Below are 16,431 nucleotides of genomic sequence, written 5' to 3'. Positions count from 1 at the left end.
ATGGGGTGGATGGGCGGGAGGTAGACGACGTCGAAGCCCATCGCCGCGATGGCCGAAAGCCGCTGTGAAGCGGTGCGAAACGTCCCCGGCCGCGGAGGTTCGCCCTGACTTACGACGGCACCCTCCGAGCGCGGGAAGAACTCGTACCAGGACCCGAACAGCGCCCGCTGCCGCTCCACGAGCAGCGGAAGGCGCTGCGACTCCGTGACCAGTTCGCGCAGCGGATGCTCGGCGAGAACCGCGTCCACCTCCGGGGTGAAGGCGGCGGCCAGGCGGGCCGCGACGGGGCGTCGCGTGTCGCGCAGGGCCTTGGCGGCGGCGCGGAGAGTGGCGCGGCGGCCCTTGCTTGCCGGGGCGTCGGCGGCGGCCCTCTCGTGCAGCCGGGCACCTTCCTCCAGGACGAGTTCGGTGTCGATGCCCGCCGGTATCTTGATGTTCGCGTGGTGCCGCCACTGGGTGACGGGGTCGCCCCACGCCTCGATGGAGAACGTCCAGTTCCCCTCCGCCTCCGGAGTGACGTCCGCGCCCCACCGGTCTGTGCCGGGGGCAAGTTCGCGCATCGGCGTCCACGGCCCGGGGCGCCCCCGCGGGTCGCGCAGGACGACATTGGCGGCGACCGCCTCGTGTCCTTCGCGGAAGACGGTGGCGGTGACCTGGAAGGTCTCGCCCACCACGGCCTTCGCGGGCCTCAGCCCACCGTGGACGAGGGGCGCGACGTCGAGGACGGGTATGCGGCCGGTGAGGGGGCCTGGCCGCCCTGGTCGCGGGGAGGGGGCCTGCGCACCCTGCGGGTCGTGGGCTTCCTGCGGGTGTTGCGTGTCCTGCTGTGGTGCCGGAGTTTTGGGCACCCTGGTAGGGGACTTTCCCGAAGGCTTGGCCGTCGGGCGAGTTGAGGGCATGACCGCTCCTGTCCGCGTTACATGAGTGGGGCGGATACGGGGGTGTGGAGTGGTTCTGCGACAGCGTGCCGCGCTTGCTGGCGTACCGAGCCGTGACTGACCGTACTCAGCCGATTGCGTTCCGGGGGAGCCTTCCCACCAACTTCTCGTGGGCAATCCAGCACTTTTTTACCTACTGGTGCGTAAGGCCTCATACGAGGCCGGTCCCCTATCGAGGGTGCGTCGGCTCGGCGCCGGAGGCAAGGCCGCGACCGCGCACGCAGAACCGGCCCCGCCGTATGCGGCGGGGCCGGTTCCGTGACGCGTCGTGGATGTGTCGAGTGCTACGGGTTGTTGACCTGCAACAACTTGTTCGGCGAGCCGAGACCGGCGCCGGTCACCTTGCCCGTGGCCGCCTGATCGGTCAGTGCTTTGCTCACCGCGGCCGGTGCGGCCGAGGGGTGATCGGCAAGGTAGAGCGCTGCCGCGCCCGCCGCGTGCGGCGAGGCCATCGACGTCCCCGAGATGGTGTTCTCGGCGGTGTCGTCCGTCTTCCACGCGGAGGTGATGCCGACGCCCGGCGCGAACACGTCGACCCCCGGGCCCCAGTTGGAGAAGCTCGCCTTGGCGTCCTTGTCGTCGGTGGCGCCGACCGTGACCGCTTCCTTCACGCGGGCCGGTGAGAACAGCAGCGCGGGAAGCCCGTCGTTCCCCGCGGCGACCGTGTAAGTGACCCCGGACGCGATCGAGTTGCGTACGGCGGCGTCCAACTGGACGTTGGCCGTGCCGCCGAGACTCAGGTTGGCGACGGCGGGCTTCTTGGCGTGCTTCGTCACCCAGTCGATGCCGGCGATGACCTGGGCGGTCGTCCCCGACCCCGCGTTGTCGAGCACCCGGACACCCACCACGTCGGCCTTCTTGGCGACGCCGTAGCTCTCGCCCGCCACGGTCGCGGAGACGTGCGTGCCGTGGCCGTTGCCGTCCTGCGCGGTGGCGTCGTTGTCGATGAAGTCCCAGCCACTGCTGGCCCGGCCGCCGAACTCCTTGTGCGTGCCGCGTACGCCGGTGTCGATGACGTACGCGGTCACACCCTGCCCGGCCGACCGGGTCCCGGTGTAGGACTTGTCGAGCGGCAGATCGGCCTGGTCGATCCGGTCGAGCCCCCAGGAGGGCGGATCCTTCTGGGTGTCGTCAAGGGACACCGTGCTGTCCTGGACGACGGAGGCGACCTTGGAGTCCCCCGCGAGCTTCTTGGCCTGGTCCGAACTGAGCCTCACCGCATAGCCGTTGATCGCGGTGCTGTAGGTGTGGCGTATCTGCGCCCCGTACTTCGCGGCAAGGCTCCTGCCCGCGTCCGACGGGGCCGAGGTCTCGCCCTTGAGCGTGACGATGTAACTCCCACTGATGGAACCGGGTTCACCGGCGCCGAGTATCTTCCCCAGCGGGGCATCGGCGGGAGCGGCGTGCGCGGGCATCGTGATGGCCGAAAGTACCGTCGCCGTGGTGGCGGCCGTAACGGCCCCGGCCCACCGCAGACGCTTCGTGCGCGACAGAGTCATACGCTGGTTTCCCTCCCCAACTTTACATGCGACCCGTGGAGTTGGACCGATCCGTACCGGATTCCCCGTATCCTCCACGGGCCCACTTGGCAGCCTCTCGTGCGGCGTGAGGGCCTACAAGACCACACGGCGTGGGGGAATCGGCCATATCGCCGGTGGGGGTGCTGTGAGGGTTGCGCCGATTTTCGGACGGAATCAGGATGCCTTCGCCGGTTGCGGGACCACGCGGTGACCGTCGCACGTCGACGTCCGTTTCCCGCCGGTCGGACGCCGCCGGATCCGGCAGCCTTTCGGCATGAGATCCCAGCACGCGGCGACCACACCGGATGCGACGGCCGTCCTCACCGGCATGTACGAGGCGGAGTCCCGCTACCTGGCCGCGGGCGGCCCCGGCAGAGCCTCGTTCGACCTGCTCGCCCCCTATTTCGCCCCCGACGTCGTACTGCACCAGGCAGAAGCGCTCCCGTACGGCGGCAGCTGGCACGGCCACGACGGAATGACGCGCTTCTTCCTCGCCATGAGCGAGACGTGGGAGACCTTCGAGATCGGGGAACAGGAGTACCTGGCCACGGGCGAGACGGCGGTCGTCCACACCCAGGTGCGCGCGCGGGCCCGCGCGACGGGGCGTGAACTCGCCTTCCCGGTGCTCCAGACGATGACGGTGCGGTGCGGTCGGATAGTGGAGGTGCGGCCGTTCTACTGGGACACGGCGGCTATCGTGGCGGCGACGACCCGGCCCTGAGGCTGTGCGCCCTGTGCACTGTGGTGACAGGGACGGCGCACCGCTACCGTCGTTGCGACACGTCGACGCGCGACATGTGAAGCGTCGACTCGCGATATACAGACGTCGATACGCGACCTACGAACGCCCCCGTCATACGCTCCGTCAGACACCCTGTCAGAGGTGCACAGTGATGAAGGCCATCCGTCGATTCACCGTACGACCCGCTCTTCCCGAACCTCTCGCTCCACTCTCCGAACTGGCGCGCAACCTGCGCTGGTCCTGGCACACCAAGACCCGTGAACTGTTCGAGGCCGTCGATCCCGAGCACTGGGCCGCCTCGGGCGGCGACCCGGTGCGGCTGCTCGGCAGCGTGCCGCCCGCGCGGCTCGCCAAGATCGCCGGGGACGAGGCCTTCCTGCGCCGCCTGGCCGAGGCATCGGACGGTCTTCGGGAGTACGTCACCGGGGACCGCTGGTATCAGGAGCAGTCCGCCGAGCGCTCCGCCGAACTGCCGCGCGCCGTCGCCTACTTCTCGCCCGAGTTCGGCATCACCGACGCCCTTCCCCAGTACTCGGGCGGGCTCGGCATCCTCGCGGGCGACCACCTGAAGGCGGCGAGCGACCTCGGGCTCCCGCTCATCGGGGTCGGTCTCCTCTACCGGCACGGCTACTTCCACCAGTCGCTCTCCCGCGACGGCTGGCAGCAGGAGACCTACCCCGTGCTCGACCCGAACGAGCTGCCGCTCTCCCTCCTGCGCGAGGCGGACGGCACCCCGAGCCTGGTGGCGATCGCGCTGCCCGGCGGACGTGAGCTGCGCGCGCACGTCTGGCAGGCGAGCGTCGGGCGCGTACCGCTCCTGATGCTCGACTCGGACGTCGAGGAGAACGACCCCGGCGCCCGCGAGGTGACCGACCGGCTCTATGGAGGCGGCAGCGAGCACCGGCTGCTCCAGGAGATGCTGCTCGGCATCGGCGGAGTGCGCGCGATACGGACGTACTGCCGACTGAGCGGGCATCCCGAGCCCGAGGTCTTCCACACGAACGAGGGCCACGCGGGCTTCCTGGGCCTGGAGCGGATCCACGAACTGGCCGGACAGGGCGTGGAGTTCGACGCGTCCCTCGAAGCTGTCAGGGCCGGGACCGTCTTCACCACGCACACCCCCGTCCCCGCCGGAATCGACCGCTTCGACCGTGAGCTGGTCGCCCGGCACTTCGGCCCGCACGCCGAACTGCCCCGCATCGACGTCGAACGCATACTGCGGCTCGGCATGGAGACCTATCCCGGCGGAGAGCCCAACCTCTTCAACATGGCGGTGATGGGCCTGCGCCTGGGGCGCTGCGCCAACGGCGTCTCCACCCTGCACGGCAAGGTGAGCCGCGAGATGTTCGCGGGCCTGTGGCCGGGGTTCGACGCCGAAGAGGTCCCGATCGCCTCCGTCACGAACGGCGTGCACGCCCCGACCTGGGTCGCCCCCGAGGTGTTCCGGCTCGGCGCACGCCAGATCGGCGCGCAGCGGACCGAGGACGCGCTGTCGGTGGGCGGCTCCGAGCGCTGGGACGCCGTCGCCGAGATCCAGGACGCGGACATCTGGGAGCTGCGGCGCGAGCTGCGGGGCCAGCTGGTGACGGAGGTCAGGCAGCGGCTGTACGCGTCCTGGCGTCAACGGGGCGCCGCGAGCGCCGAGTTGGGGTGGATCGATGACGTACTCGACCCGGACGTCCTGACGATCGGCTTCGCGCGCCGAGTGCCCTCGTACAAACGCCTGACGCTCATGCTCCGGGACAAGGACCGGCTCATGGAGCTGCTCACCCATCCCGAGCGGCCGATCCAGATCGTCGTCGCGGGCAAGTCGCATCCGGCGGACGACGGGGGCAAGCGGCTCATCCAGGAGCTGGTGCGCTTCACGGACGATCCGCGGGTGCGGCACCGGATCGTGTTCCTGCCGGACTACGGCATGGCGATGGCGCAGAAGCTCTACCCCGGCTGCGACGTGTGGCTGAACAATCCACTGCGCCCCCTTGAGGCGTGCGGGACGAGCGGGATGAAGGCGGCGCTGAACGGCTGCCTCAACCTGTCGGTCCTTGACGGCTGGTGGGACGAGTGGTTCGAGCCGGACTTCGGGTGGGCGATCCCCACGGCGGACGGGGAGGCGACGGACGACGACCGGCGGGACGACCTGGAGGCCGCGGCGCTGTACGACCTCCTGGAGCGCAGGATCACGCCCCGCTTCTACGAGGAGGGCCCGGGAGGCCTCCCCGACCGGTGGATCGAGATGGTGCGCCGGACCCTGACCCGGCTCGGGCCGAAGGTGCTCGCGGGGCGGATGGTGCGTGACTACGTGGAGCAGCTGTACGTGCCCGCCGCGCGGGCGCACCGCACCCTTGACGCGGATGCCGCCGAGGACCTCGCCTCCTGGAAGGCGCGGGTCCGAGCGGCCTGGCCGCGTGTCGCCGTCGACCACGTCGAGGCGTCGGCGACGGGCGCCACCGCCGAACTGGGCGCCACGCTCTCGCTGCGGGTCCGCGTGCGTCTTGGCGAGCTGACCCCGGACGACGTGGAGGTCCAGACGATCGCGGGACGCGTCGACCCCGAGGACGTCATCGCCGACGCCAGTCCGCTGCCGCTGAAACCCGTGGGCGGGCCCGACGCGGAGGGCCGTCGGCTCTACGAGGGGCCGCTGGCCCTGGACCGTACGGGCCCCTTCGGCTACACGGTCCGCATCCTGCCGTCGCACCGGCTGCTCGCGAGCGGGGCCGAGCTGGGGCTTGTGGCCGTGCCGTCGGAAGGGACGGGGGAGGCCGCGGGGGTGCTGCTGCGGTAGGGCGGCCCCCGGCTGCCACGCCCGAACGCCGGGCAGGCTGAAGGATCTCGGCCTGCCCGGCGCCCGGGGACGAACGGAGGAACTACTTGACGTTGACGCCGGTCCAGGCCGCGGCTACGCCCTTGGCCTCGGCGGAGTCCGCGCCGTACAGGTCCGTCGCCGCCTTCAAGGTGCCCTCACGGGCCGCCTTGTAGTCGGTCGTCGTGGTGAAGTACGTCGTCAGGGCCTTGAACCAGATCTTCTCGGCCTTGTCCCGTCCGATGCCCTCGACCTTGGAGTCGTCGGCGGTCGGGGAGTCGTACTTGACGCCGTTGATCTCCTTCGCGCCGCTGCCCTCGGACAGCAGGTAGAAGAAGTGGTTGGCGATACCGGACGAGTAGTGGACGTCGGTGTTGCCCGCGTCCGCGCTCCAGTTGTCCAGGGACTGGCCGTCCTTGGAGGGCTTGTCCATGTAGCGCAGCGGCGATCCGTCGCCGTTGATGTCGATCTCTTCGCCGATGAGGTAGTCGCCGACGTCTTCCTTGTTCTTGGCGTTGAACTCGACGGAGGTGCCGAAGATGTCGGAGGTGGCCTCGTTCAGGCCGCCCGACTCGCCGCTGTACTCCAGGTTGGCGGTGGCCGAGGTGACGCCGTGCGACATCTCGTGGCCCGCGACGTCGATCGACGTGAGGGGCTTCTTGTCGCCCTCGCCGTCGCCGTACGTCATGCAGAAGCAGCTGTCGTCCCAGAAGGCGTTGACGTAGGCGTTGCCGTAGTGGACGCGCGATGTCGCGCCCTTGCCGTCGCCCTTGATGCCCTCGCGGCCGTGCACGTCCTTGTAGTAGTCCCAGGTCAGCTGGGCACCGTAGGCGGCGTCGACGGCGGCGGTCTGGGCGTCGTCCGCCTTGCCGTTGCCCCACGTGTCGTCGTCGTCCGTGACGAGCTTGCCCTCGCCGCTCTCGCTGTGGTCCAGGTTGAACGTCGAGTGCCCGCCGCGCGTGTCGTCGGTCAGGTCGAAGCCGCTGGAGCCCTTCTTGGAGCCGATCTCGACGTCGCCGCTGTACTGGCTGTGGCCCGCGCCGTTCTCGATGGCCTGGTACTGGAAGAGCTTCTTGCCCGTGGCCGCGTCGGTGATGACGTGCAGCTTGCTGGGCGTGCCGTCCTTCTGGACGCCGGTGACGACGGTCTCGTGGGCGAGGACCGGCTTGCCGGACGCGGCCCAGACGACCTTGCGCGGAGTCTGCGCGTCGGCCTTCTTGGTGTCACCGCTCTTCGCGGCGGTCGACTCGGCGGAGAGCGCGGCCGACTTCGTGGCGACCTTCGCGGAGGTGGTGGCGACCTTGATGGTGGCCTTGGCCGCCTTGGTCACGCTCTTGACCGCGCCGCTCTTGGCGGTGTGGACGACCAGGTCACCGCCGAGGACGGGCAGGCCGTCGTAGGTGCGCTCGTACCGGGTGTGCGTGGTGCCGTCACGGTCCTTGATGACGTCGCGTACGACGAGCTTCTCCTTGGCGCCGAGACCGATCTTCTCGGCGGTGGCGGCCTTGTCCGCGTTCGCGTCCTGCAACAGGCCGGCGCGGGCGGTGGAGGAGAGCGCGATCTGTGATCCGGCGGGCGCTGCGGCCTGGTCGGGCTGTGCGGAGGCTCCGGTGGCCAGACCGCCTGCGAGCAGCGCTCCGGCGGCAACGGCGGTGGCGATGGCCAGCGTTGAGCGCTTCCGGGATATGTGGGGGGTCACGCATGCTCCTTCTGTGGGGGGCCCGGACGGCATGGGGACCGTCCGAGCTGAAAGATGCGGTGCGGTACTGGTGTGACTGTGCGAGGGAAGAGTGTCAGTTGAGCCAGGTTCATGTCAGGACCCTGACGGCAGGTTGGCCAGAAATCGTCCGTTGAGCGACGGCTCATGTACGCAATGCGAACGGCGTGTTAAGCGGTCAGCGGCTCAACCGCAGGTCAAGGGCGGTTCAATGGAAATTAAACGGCTTCCCAAAGGCGGCATGCGGCGGCGCACATGGGTGCGCCGCCCCGGGGAGTCGATCCACCCGGGGCGGCGCAGTCTGCACGTACCTTCAAGCCCGCTGAGGGCCTACGGGAACGTCAGCTTCCAGCTGTTGATGCGGCCGGTGTCCTGTGCGGCCACGTCCTGGACCTTCAGCTTCCAGGTGCCGTTGGCCACCTCGGACGAGGCGTTGACCGTGTAGGTCTCGATGACGTTGTCCGCCGAGTCCGAGGAACTCGAGTTCTTCAGGCGGTACGTCGACCCGTCCGGGGCCACCAGGTCGAGGACCAGGTCACCGCGCCAGGTGTGCGTGATGTTGACGCCGACCTTCAGGGCGGCGGGCGCGTTGCCCGTACGTCCCGTGACGTTGACCGACGAGGTGACGGCCGCGGCGTTGTCCGGGATGGCGACGGCGGTGTTGTTCTCGTAGTCCGTGCCACCGCCCCCACCGGGCCGGGTGCCGACGTTGACGGCGGCCCATGCGTCGGCCACCGCCTTGTACTCGGCGCTCGTGGTGCCGTACAGCTCACCGGCCGCCGCGAGGGTCCCGGTGCGGGCCGCCGCGTAGTTGGTGGTCGTGGTGAACTTCGTCGAAAGCGCCTTGAACCAGATGAGCGACGCCTTGTCACGACCAATTCCGGCCACAGGCAGGCCGTCCGAGGTCGGGGAGTCGTACGAGACGCCGTTGACGACCTTGGCGCCGCTGCCCTCGCTCAGGAGGTAGTAGAAGTGGTTGGCGATGCCGGACGAGTAGTGGACGTCCACGTTGCCGACGCCGGAGTACCACGAGTCCTTGGACCCGCCGTCCTTGCTCGGCTTGTCCATGTAGCGCAGCGGGGTGCCGTCGCCGTTGATGTCGATCTTCTCGCCGACGAGGTAGTCACCCTTGTCCTGCGCGTTGTTGGCGTTGAACTCGACGGCCGCCGCGAAGATGTCGGACGTCGCCTCGTTCAGACCACCGGACTCACCGCTGTACGTCATGTTGCCGGTGGCCGCCGTCACGCCGTGCGTCATCTCGTGGGCCGCCACGTCGATGGACGTCAGCGGCTTGGAGTTGCCCGTGCCGTCGCCGTACGTCATGCAGAAGCAGGCGTCGGACCAGAAGGCGTTGACGTAGTTGTTGCCGTAGTGGACCCGGGAGTACGCGCCGACGCCGTCACCGCGGATACCGGTGCGGCCGTGCACGTTCTTGTAGTAGTCCCAGGTGAGCTGGGCGCCGTAGGCGGCGTCCGCGCCCGCGGTCTCCGCGTTGGAGGCCTGACCGTTGCCCCACACGTCGTCCGGGCCCGAGAAGAGCGTGCCGGTGCCGGACGTGCCGCGGTTGAGGTTGTACGTCTTGTGGCTGCCGCGACCGGTGTCGGTCAGGGTGTAGTTCGACCCCGACTGAGCGCTGCCCACGGTGACCTGACCGCTGTACTGGGTGTTGCCCGTGCCGTTCTCTATGCCCTGCCACTGGAAGAGCTTCTTGCCGGTGGCCGCGTCCGTGATGACGTGCAGCTCGTTCGGGGTGCCGTCGTGCTGAAGGCCGCCGACCACCGTCTCGTACGCGAGAGTCGGCTCGCCCTTGGCCATCCAGACGACCTTGCGGGGCGCCTTGTCCGCGTCGGTCTTCTTCGACCCCGCGGCCTTCGCCGCGCCGAGCGCCTGCTTCTCGGCGGTGGCCGCCTTCACGTCGGCACTGGTGTCGACGCCCTTGAGCTGCGCCTTCGATGCCTTGGTGACGCCCTCGGTCTTGCCGGACTTCGCCTCGTCGACTACCAGGTCGCCACCGAGGACGGGCAGGCCGCCGTAGGTGCGCTCGTAGCGGGTGTGGACCGTGCCGTCGGCGTCCTTGATGACGTCACGTACGACGAGCTTCTCCTTGGAGCCGAGCCCCAGGTCCTTGGCCGTGTCCGCCTTGGTGGCGTTCGCGTCCTTGAGGAGCGCGGCACGCTGGGCGGGGCTGAGCTTCACGGGCAGGGAGCCGGGGTCGGCCTTGCCTATCTTGCCGGCGGCCGAGGTCTTGGCCGGTGATATCGCGGGGCCGTCGGCCGATGCCGGGCCCGTCTGGAAGGCCACCGCGACGAGGGCGGCGACGGCGGTGAGGGCGCCGGCGGCGGCGCGCTTGTGGGAGGCAGGTCTGTGAGAGGTGCTTCTCAACACGGACTCCTTCTGCGTGGCCGCGGGATAGGCGGCCAAGGCGACCGGGCGGCGCGGTCGTGCCGTCCGGGCAGAACAAGGCAGAACGTGGAGCTGGGAAAACGAACACTGGAGCACGGTGGGGCTCGGTGCAGCAGAGTGTTGAACGGTGGAGCACGGTGTCGCTGGGAATCGAGGGGAAGAGTGGCACCGGTGCGCTCTGTTTGTCAGGGGTGCGTCAAGAGTTGGCCGGAAATGGTCCGCTGCCCGGTGGGCCAAGTTCGATATACGGAGGGGTCGCTCAAGGTGAAGGGCTCCCGATTGTTCGATGGGGACCATCACCGGACACCTGGAGAGGTGTGGCTGATTCCGCACCCCAAGTAGGCGCTATTGGGACTGAGTTGGAAAGAAATTCAGCTGGGTGTCGAGCCGGGCGGCTGACCCCGCTCCGGACGCGTCGCGACCTGCCTCCCGTGCGGGGCCGTCACCTTCACGCTCATGCGGCGCATCGCGGCGAGGGCCTCGGGCCGAGGGGCGAGGGGCGCGCCGCGAAAGGGGTCCTCACGTTCGGTTCGCGAGCCGCACCATCGCCGTGTCGTACCGTGCCCGCAGCCCCACGTCCGCCGACACGCGCAGCAGCGCGCCGATGGCCCGTACCGCTCCCTCGTCGTAGCCGGACGCCTCCGCCTCGCTCGCCGCGCCCTCCAGGCGGCGGATTCCCTCGGGCTCGTCGCCCATGGCGATGAGGGCCTCGCCGCCCGTGGTGAGCAGCAGGACGCGGGACGCCGCCGACGCGCCCGCGGGGCTCTCGACGGACAGCGCCGCCATCGACGTGTCCAGGGCCGACTGCCATTGCTCGGCGTCCAGTTGGTGCCGGGCGAGGTGGTGCAGGGCCAGGCGTTCGGTGGGGTGGTCGCCGAGCGCGCGGGCCAGCCGCGCGGCCTGTACGCAGCCCTCCGCCGCCTCCTCCGGGCTGCCGAGCGCGGCCTGGGCGAGCGAGAGATTGATCAGCGCCGTCGCCTGGCCGCGCCGATCACCCGCGCGGGCGGCGATGGCAGGGGCGGCCTCCAGATGAACGACGGCCTCGCTGGTGCGGCCCTCCTCGGTGAGCACCCACCCGAGCAGGGCGAGGACCCGCGACTCGGCACGGGCGTCCCCATCGGCCCGCGCCGCCTCAAGTGCCGTACGCAGCAGAGGAGTCCAGCCGTCCAGAACCCGCCACACCATCTGCGGCCACAGCCCAAGGACGATCCGCCAGGTCCTGCCGTGCAGCCCGGCGGAGTCCGCCGCGGCCGCCGCGAGTATCAGGTCGTCACGCTCGGCCGCGAACCACGCCATGGCCTCTTCGCGGTTCCTGAACTCCCTTGTCGCGCAGGGAGGACGGAAGTCGGCGGGCAGTGTGAAGCACGGCTCGTCGCCGGGCTCGGCCGCGTCGGCGGCGGCCAGGGCGGTGGCCACATGGTGGTCGAGCACCCGGAGCAGGGCGTCGGGACCCGCGTCCAGATCGCGCGCGTACAGCCGTACGAGATCGTGCAAGGTCCAGCGCCCCGGCGCGGTCCGGGTGGCGAGGTGGGCCGCGGTCATCCGGTCGAGGGCGGCCCCGGCCGTCTCCGGGTCGGTGCCCGCGAGGGCCGCCGCCGTGAAGCGGTCGACGTGCGTGCCCGGATGGCGGCCGAGGTGGGCGAAGTGGTGCGCGACGTCGTCGGGCAGCCGCCGCACGGTGAGCCGCAGGGCCGCGCGTACACCCGTGTCCTCCACGTCGAGCAGGTTCAACCGGCGCGACTCGTCGCCCAGTTCGGCGCTCATGTCGCGCAGCGACCAGTCCGGCTGGTCCGCGAGGCGCGCCGCGGCCACCCGCAGCGCGAGGGGAAGACCGCCGCACAGCTCCACGAGCCGCCGGGCACCCACCGGCTCCGCGAGGACCCGCTCCTTGCCGAGCACCGCGGCGAGCAGGGCCGTGCTGTCGTCCGGTTCCAGTACGTCCACGGGTACGGGACGGGCGGCGTCGGAGGCGATCAGGCCGCGCAGCCGGTACCGGCTCGTGACCACGGTGACGCAGTGGGTGCCTCCCGGGAGCAGCTCCCTGACCTGCTCGGAACCGCGTGCGTTGTCCAGGACGACGAGCAGTCGGCGGTCGGCGGCGAGCGAGCGGTACAGCGCGGACGCCCCGTTCGCCGACTCCGGTATCCGGCGCGGCGCGACCCCGAGGGCGAGCAGGAACTCGCGAAGGACCTCCAGGTGCGTCGGCTCTCCCGTGTCGCTGAAGCCGCGCAGGTCGGCGTAGAGCAGGCCGCCGGGGAACGCGGCGCGGTTGCGGTGCGCCCAGTGCACCACGAGCGCCGTCTTGCCCACCCCGGCGGGCCCGGTGACCAGGCACACGGGGGCTTCGCCCGCCGCGGCCCGGGACAGGGCGGTGAGTTCGTCCGCGCGCCCGTGGAAGCCGCGTGGCATGCGGGGCAGCAGGTCGACGGTCGCCGGGGGCGACAGGGTGGCTGACGCCCGCTGCCCGGAGTCCGTCCGCCTGGAGTCCGTCCGCCCGGAGTCCGTCCGCCTGGAGTCCGTCCGCTCGGAATCCGTCCGTCCGGAGCGCCGCTGCGGCGGGACCGTGGCGGCTGCCTCGGCGCCGACGTCCTCGCCGTCGCCTTCTCCACGCAGGGCCACCCCGTAGGCGTCCGCCAGTTCACGGCCCGGGTCGACCCCGAGTTCGTCGGCGAGGGCGCGCCGCGTGCGGTGGAACCAGTCGAGCGCCTCCGAACGGCGCCCCGCACGCTGGAGTTCGCGCATCAGTGCGGCGGACAGTGATTCGCGCAGCGGATGGGCCTCGGCCTCCACGCGCAGTACGGCCGCCGCCCGGTTGTGCTCGCCGAGGCGCGCGTACGACCCGGCGAGCATCTCCACGGAGGCGAGCCGGAGCTCTTCCAGGGCGTGTGCGGCGGCCTGGAGGGGCGGGCTCGGATAGGCGGCGCTCAGGGCGGGCCCCTGCCAGAGCGACAGCGCCTCCTGGTACTTCGCCACGGCGTCGGCGGGCGAGCGCAGGCCACGGGCCAGCGTCACCAACTCCTCGAACCTGTGGGCGTCCAGGAGGCTCTCCGGCATCCGCAGGACGTACGCGGAGCCCTGCGTGACCAGCTCCACGCCGAACGTCCCGGCGTCCGCACCGGCGAGCAGGGCCCGCAGCCGCGACACATGGCCCTGGATGACGCCACGGGCGCGCGGCGGAGGTTCGTGATCCCAGAGCGTCGCCGTCAACTGATCCACCGGAACCGGGCGGTTGGGCCGCAGCAGAAGACCCGCCAGGAGGCTGCGCCGCTTGGCGGGACCGAGCGGCAGTTCACCGGCCTCGGTGGCGACGGAAACCACTCCGAGCAGCCGGAACTCCACTGATGCAACTCCTTCTGGGGCAAAAGTCCAGATTACCGGAGGTGTCCGTGCTGCTGGACCGCGCGGCGGTCTGCCCCGGCGGCGGTCTGTCCCACCATGCCTGCCCCGGCGGCGGTCTGCCCCAGCGGCGCTCTATCCCACCACGCTGTCCCGCCACGCCCGGTGCAGATCCGCGAACGACCCGCTCCCGGCGATCAGTTCGGCCGGAGTGCCGTCCTCCACGACGCGCCCGTGCTCCATCACGAGCACCCGGTCGGCGATCTCCACCGTGGAGAGCCGGTGGGCGATCACGACGGCCGTGCGGCCGCGAAGCACCGTGTGCATGGCGCGCTGCACCGCCCGCTCGCCGGGGATGTCGAGGGAGCTGGTCGCCTCGTCGAGGATCAGCACCGCCGGGTCGGCGAGCAGCGCCCGTGCGAAGGCGACGAGCTGGCGCTGACCGGCGGAGATGCGGCCGCCTCTCTTGCGTACGTCGGTGTCGTAGCCGTCGGGCAGGGACGTGATGAAGTCATGCGCGCCGATGGCCTTCGCCGCCTGCTCGACGTCCTCGCGGGTGGCGTCCGGGCGGCCGATGGCGATGTTCTCGGCGACGGTCCCGGAGAAGAGGAAGGCCTCCTGGGTCACCATGACGACACCGCGCCGGAGCTCCGCGTTGGCGAGATCCCGCAGGTCGACCCCGTCGAGCAGGACCCGGCCCTCCGTCGGGTCGTAGAAGCGGGCGAGCAGCTTGGCGAGCGTCGACTTGCCGGCGCCGGTGGAGCCGACGACGGCGACGGTCTGCCCGGCGGGCAGTGTCAGGTCGAAGCGGGGCAGGATCTCGCCGCCGGTCCGGTAGGCGAACCGCACGCCGTCGAAGTCGACCTCACGCCCGGGGTGTTCGGAGGCGAGGGCGGGCAGCGGCCGGGCGCGGTCGGGGTGCGGCTCGGGCACGGAGGGGGTCTGGGCCAGCAGCCCCGCGACCTTCTCCAGGGAGGCGGCGGCCGACTGGTAGGAGTTCAGGAACATGCCGAGCCGGTCGATCGGGTCGTACAGGCGCCGCAGGTACAGCACGGCAGCGGCGAGTACGCCGAGCGCGAGGGTGCCGTCGGTGACGCGGTAGGCGCCCCACAGGACGATGCCCGCGACGGCCGTGTTGGCGACGAGCCGGGAGCCGATGACGTAACGGGCCATCTCCAGCATGGCGTCGCCGTTGGCCCGCTCGTGATGACGGTTGAGCGCGCCGAACTCTTCCTCGTTGGCGCGCTCGCGCCGGAAGGCGCGGACCGGGCGGATGCCGTTCATCGTCTCGGCGAACTTCACGATGACGGCGGCGATCGCGGTCGACCGCTTCCCGAAGAGGGGGCCCGCGCGGCGCTGATAGCGGCGTACGAGGAGGTAGAGCGGCACGAACGAGACGACGGCCGCGGCGCCCAGGCTCAGGTCGAGCCAGAGGAGCATCGCCGAGATGTAGACGAAGGACAGGATGACGGTGATCAGCTCCTGCAGCCCCTCGCTGAGGAGCTCCCGCAGGGATTCCACGTCCGTGGTGGACCGGGAGATGAGGCGCCCCGAGGTGTACCGCTCGTGGAAGTCCACGCTGAGTGCCTGCGCGTGCCGGAAGATCCGCCCGCGCAGATCGAGCAGTACGTCCTGGTTGACGCGGGCGGAGGCCACGATGAACGCGTACTGGAACGCGCCGGACGCGCCCGCGCAGAGCAGATAGCCGATGCCGATGACGATGAGGGGCCCATAGTCGTCGGCCCGCACGGCGGGCACGCCGCGGTCGATGGCGTACGCGACGAGAAGCGGGCCGCCCTGGACGGCGGCCTGCTGGAGAAGGAGCAGGACGGCGGCGAGGATGACGCGGCCACGGAGGGGGGACAGCAGCGAACGGAGCAGGGTGGTGGTGGCGCCGGGGGGCGCGGGGAGGCTGTCGTTGTCGAAGTCGTCGGCGGGGCGCTCAGCGGGAGCGGGCCGGTCGGCTGCTGCTTGGGACAGGCGTTCGTCCTCATCGGGCCCGGTGGTCCGTGACACCGGCGTCGAAGCGGTCATCGCAGACCCTCCCTCTCCGCGGACACGACGCCCGCCTCCGTCTGTCCGTCGGCGGTGGGCAGGTCCGTCCCCTCTGCCGGGGAAGCGACCCGATCCGCGGCTGCGGGACCCGCTTTTCCTGTCGCGGGAGCGTCCCCCGCCCCCGACATCAGCCACGCGTACTCCGGGTTCCCCCGCAGCAGCTCCTGGTGCGTGCCCACCGCGGTGATGCGGCCCTCGGAGAGGAGGGCGACGCGGTCGGCGAGGAGGACCGTGGAGGGGCGGTGGGCCACCACCAGGGCCGTCGTGTCCCGAAGGACGCGGCGCAGGGCCGCCTCCACGAGGGCCTCCGTGTGGACGTCGAGCGCCGAGAGCGGGTCGTCCAGGACCAGGAAGCGGGGGCGGCCCACGACCGCGCGGGCCAGGGCCAGACGCTGGCGCTGGCCGCCGGAGAGGCTCAGGCCCTGTTCGCCGACCTGGGTGGCCGTGCCCTGCGGCAGCGCGTGGGCGAAGTCCGCCTGGGCGACACCCAGCGCGCGCTCCAACTCCGTCTCGCCCGCCGCCTCTTCCGCGCCCATCAGTACGTTCTCGCCCACCGTCGCGGAGAAGAGCGTCGGCTCCTCGAAGGCGACGGCCACCAGCGTGCGCAGCCGCTCGCGGTCCATCTCCGCGATGTCCTCGCCGTCCAGCGTGATGCGGCCCCCGCTCACCTCGTGCAGCCGGGGCACCAACGCCGTCAGAGTCGTCTTGCCGCTGCCCGTGGCGCCGACGAGGGCGAGGGTCTCGCCGGGGCGCACATGCAGGTCGATCCGGTCGAGCGCGGCCGGCGCGTCCGCGGGCGCGTCCGGGTAGCGGAACTCCACGCCGTGGAAGCGGAGCCCGGCGGGGGGGGGGGGGGGGGGGGGGGGGGGGGCGTCAGAGCCACAACCCCGCCCGGCTCAACCGAAACCACCCGCCTTCCC

At 71.0% G+C, this 16,431-nt stretch carries 8 protein-coding genes and 1 pseudogene; 2 read left to right on the top strand and 7 right to left on the bottom strand.

The genetic code is table 11. The features are described 5' to 3' along the window. Both ACZ5CR_RS11740 and ACZ5CR_RS11735 read right to left on the bottom strand, forming a co-directional pair. Window positions 1-899, bottom strand: an 899-nt coding sequence (locus ACZ5CR_RS11740; RefSeq protein WP_468856174.1) for a maltotransferase domain-containing protein, incomplete at its 3' end; no start/stop codon positions are given. Between the two features lie 323 nt (window positions 900-1,222). Beyond that, entirely contained in the window at window positions 1,223-2,437 is a 1,215-nt protein-coding gene (locus tag ACZ5CR_RS11735) for a S8 family peptidase (protein ID WP_468856171.1), read from the bottom strand. A gap of 295 nt (window positions 2,438-2,732) precedes the next feature. Between ACZ5CR_RS11735 and ACZ5CR_RS11730 the strand changes: the two genes are divergently transcribed. Next, a complete protein-coding gene (locus ACZ5CR_RS11730; RefSeq protein WP_468856168.1) occupies window positions 2,733-3,179 on the top strand; it encodes a nuclear transport factor 2 family protein in 447 nt (148 codons plus the stop codon). A 172-nt stretch (window positions 3,180-3,351) separates the two neighbouring features. Next, complete coding sequence (gene glgP, locus ACZ5CR_RS11725) at window positions 3,352-5,982, top strand: alpha-glucan family phosphorylase (RefSeq protein ID WP_468856166.1); 2,631 nt, start codon at window positions 3,352-3,354, stop codon at window positions 5,980-5,982. A gap of 82 nt (window positions 5,983-6,064) precedes the next feature. On the opposite strand, the gene ACZ5CR_RS11720 is transcribed toward glgP, so the two are convergent. The 5 genes and pseudogenes from ACZ5CR_RS11720 to ACZ5CR_RS11700 form a co-directional block, all read right to left on the bottom strand. Further along, window positions 6,065-7,699 carry a M4 family metallopeptidase gene (locus ACZ5CR_RS11720; protein WP_468856164.1) on the bottom strand — a complete coding sequence of 545 codons (1,635 nt, stop codon included), beginning with the start codon at window positions 7,697-7,699 and terminating at the stop codon, window positions 6,065-6,067. Between the two features lie 348 nt (window positions 7,700-8,047). Continuing rightward, a complete protein-coding gene (locus tag ACZ5CR_RS11715; protein WP_468856161.1) occupies window positions 8,048-10,099 on the bottom strand; it encodes a M4 family metallopeptidase in 2,052 nt (683 codons plus the stop codon). Window positions 10,100-10,639: 540 nt separating this feature from the next. Beyond that, the gene (locus tag ACZ5CR_RS11710; protein WP_468856158.1) at window positions 10,640-13,459 is read right to left on the bottom strand and encodes an AfsR/SARP family transcriptional regulator; all 2,820 of its coding nucleotides are present in this window, start codon (window positions 13,457-13,459) and stop codon (window positions 10,640-10,642) included. Between the two features lie 132 nt (window positions 13,460-13,591). Continuing rightward, entirely contained in the window at window positions 13,592-15,490 is a 1,899-nt protein-coding gene (locus tag ACZ5CR_RS11705; RefSeq protein ID WP_468856156.1) for an ABC transporter ATP-binding protein, read from the bottom strand. Then, window positions 15,487-16,431 (bottom strand): annotated as a pseudogene (locus tag ACZ5CR_RS11700) (ABC transporter ATP-binding protein); the annotation flags it as partial. The gene ACZ5CR_RS11705 and the pseudogene ACZ5CR_RS11700, both read right to left, overlap by 4 nt.

The organism is Streptomyces sp. NPDC031274 (genome assembly GCF_055570235.1).
The sequence above is the reverse complement of the archived record's forward strand: the minus strand, read 5'-3'. Positions and strand labels throughout refer to the sequence as shown.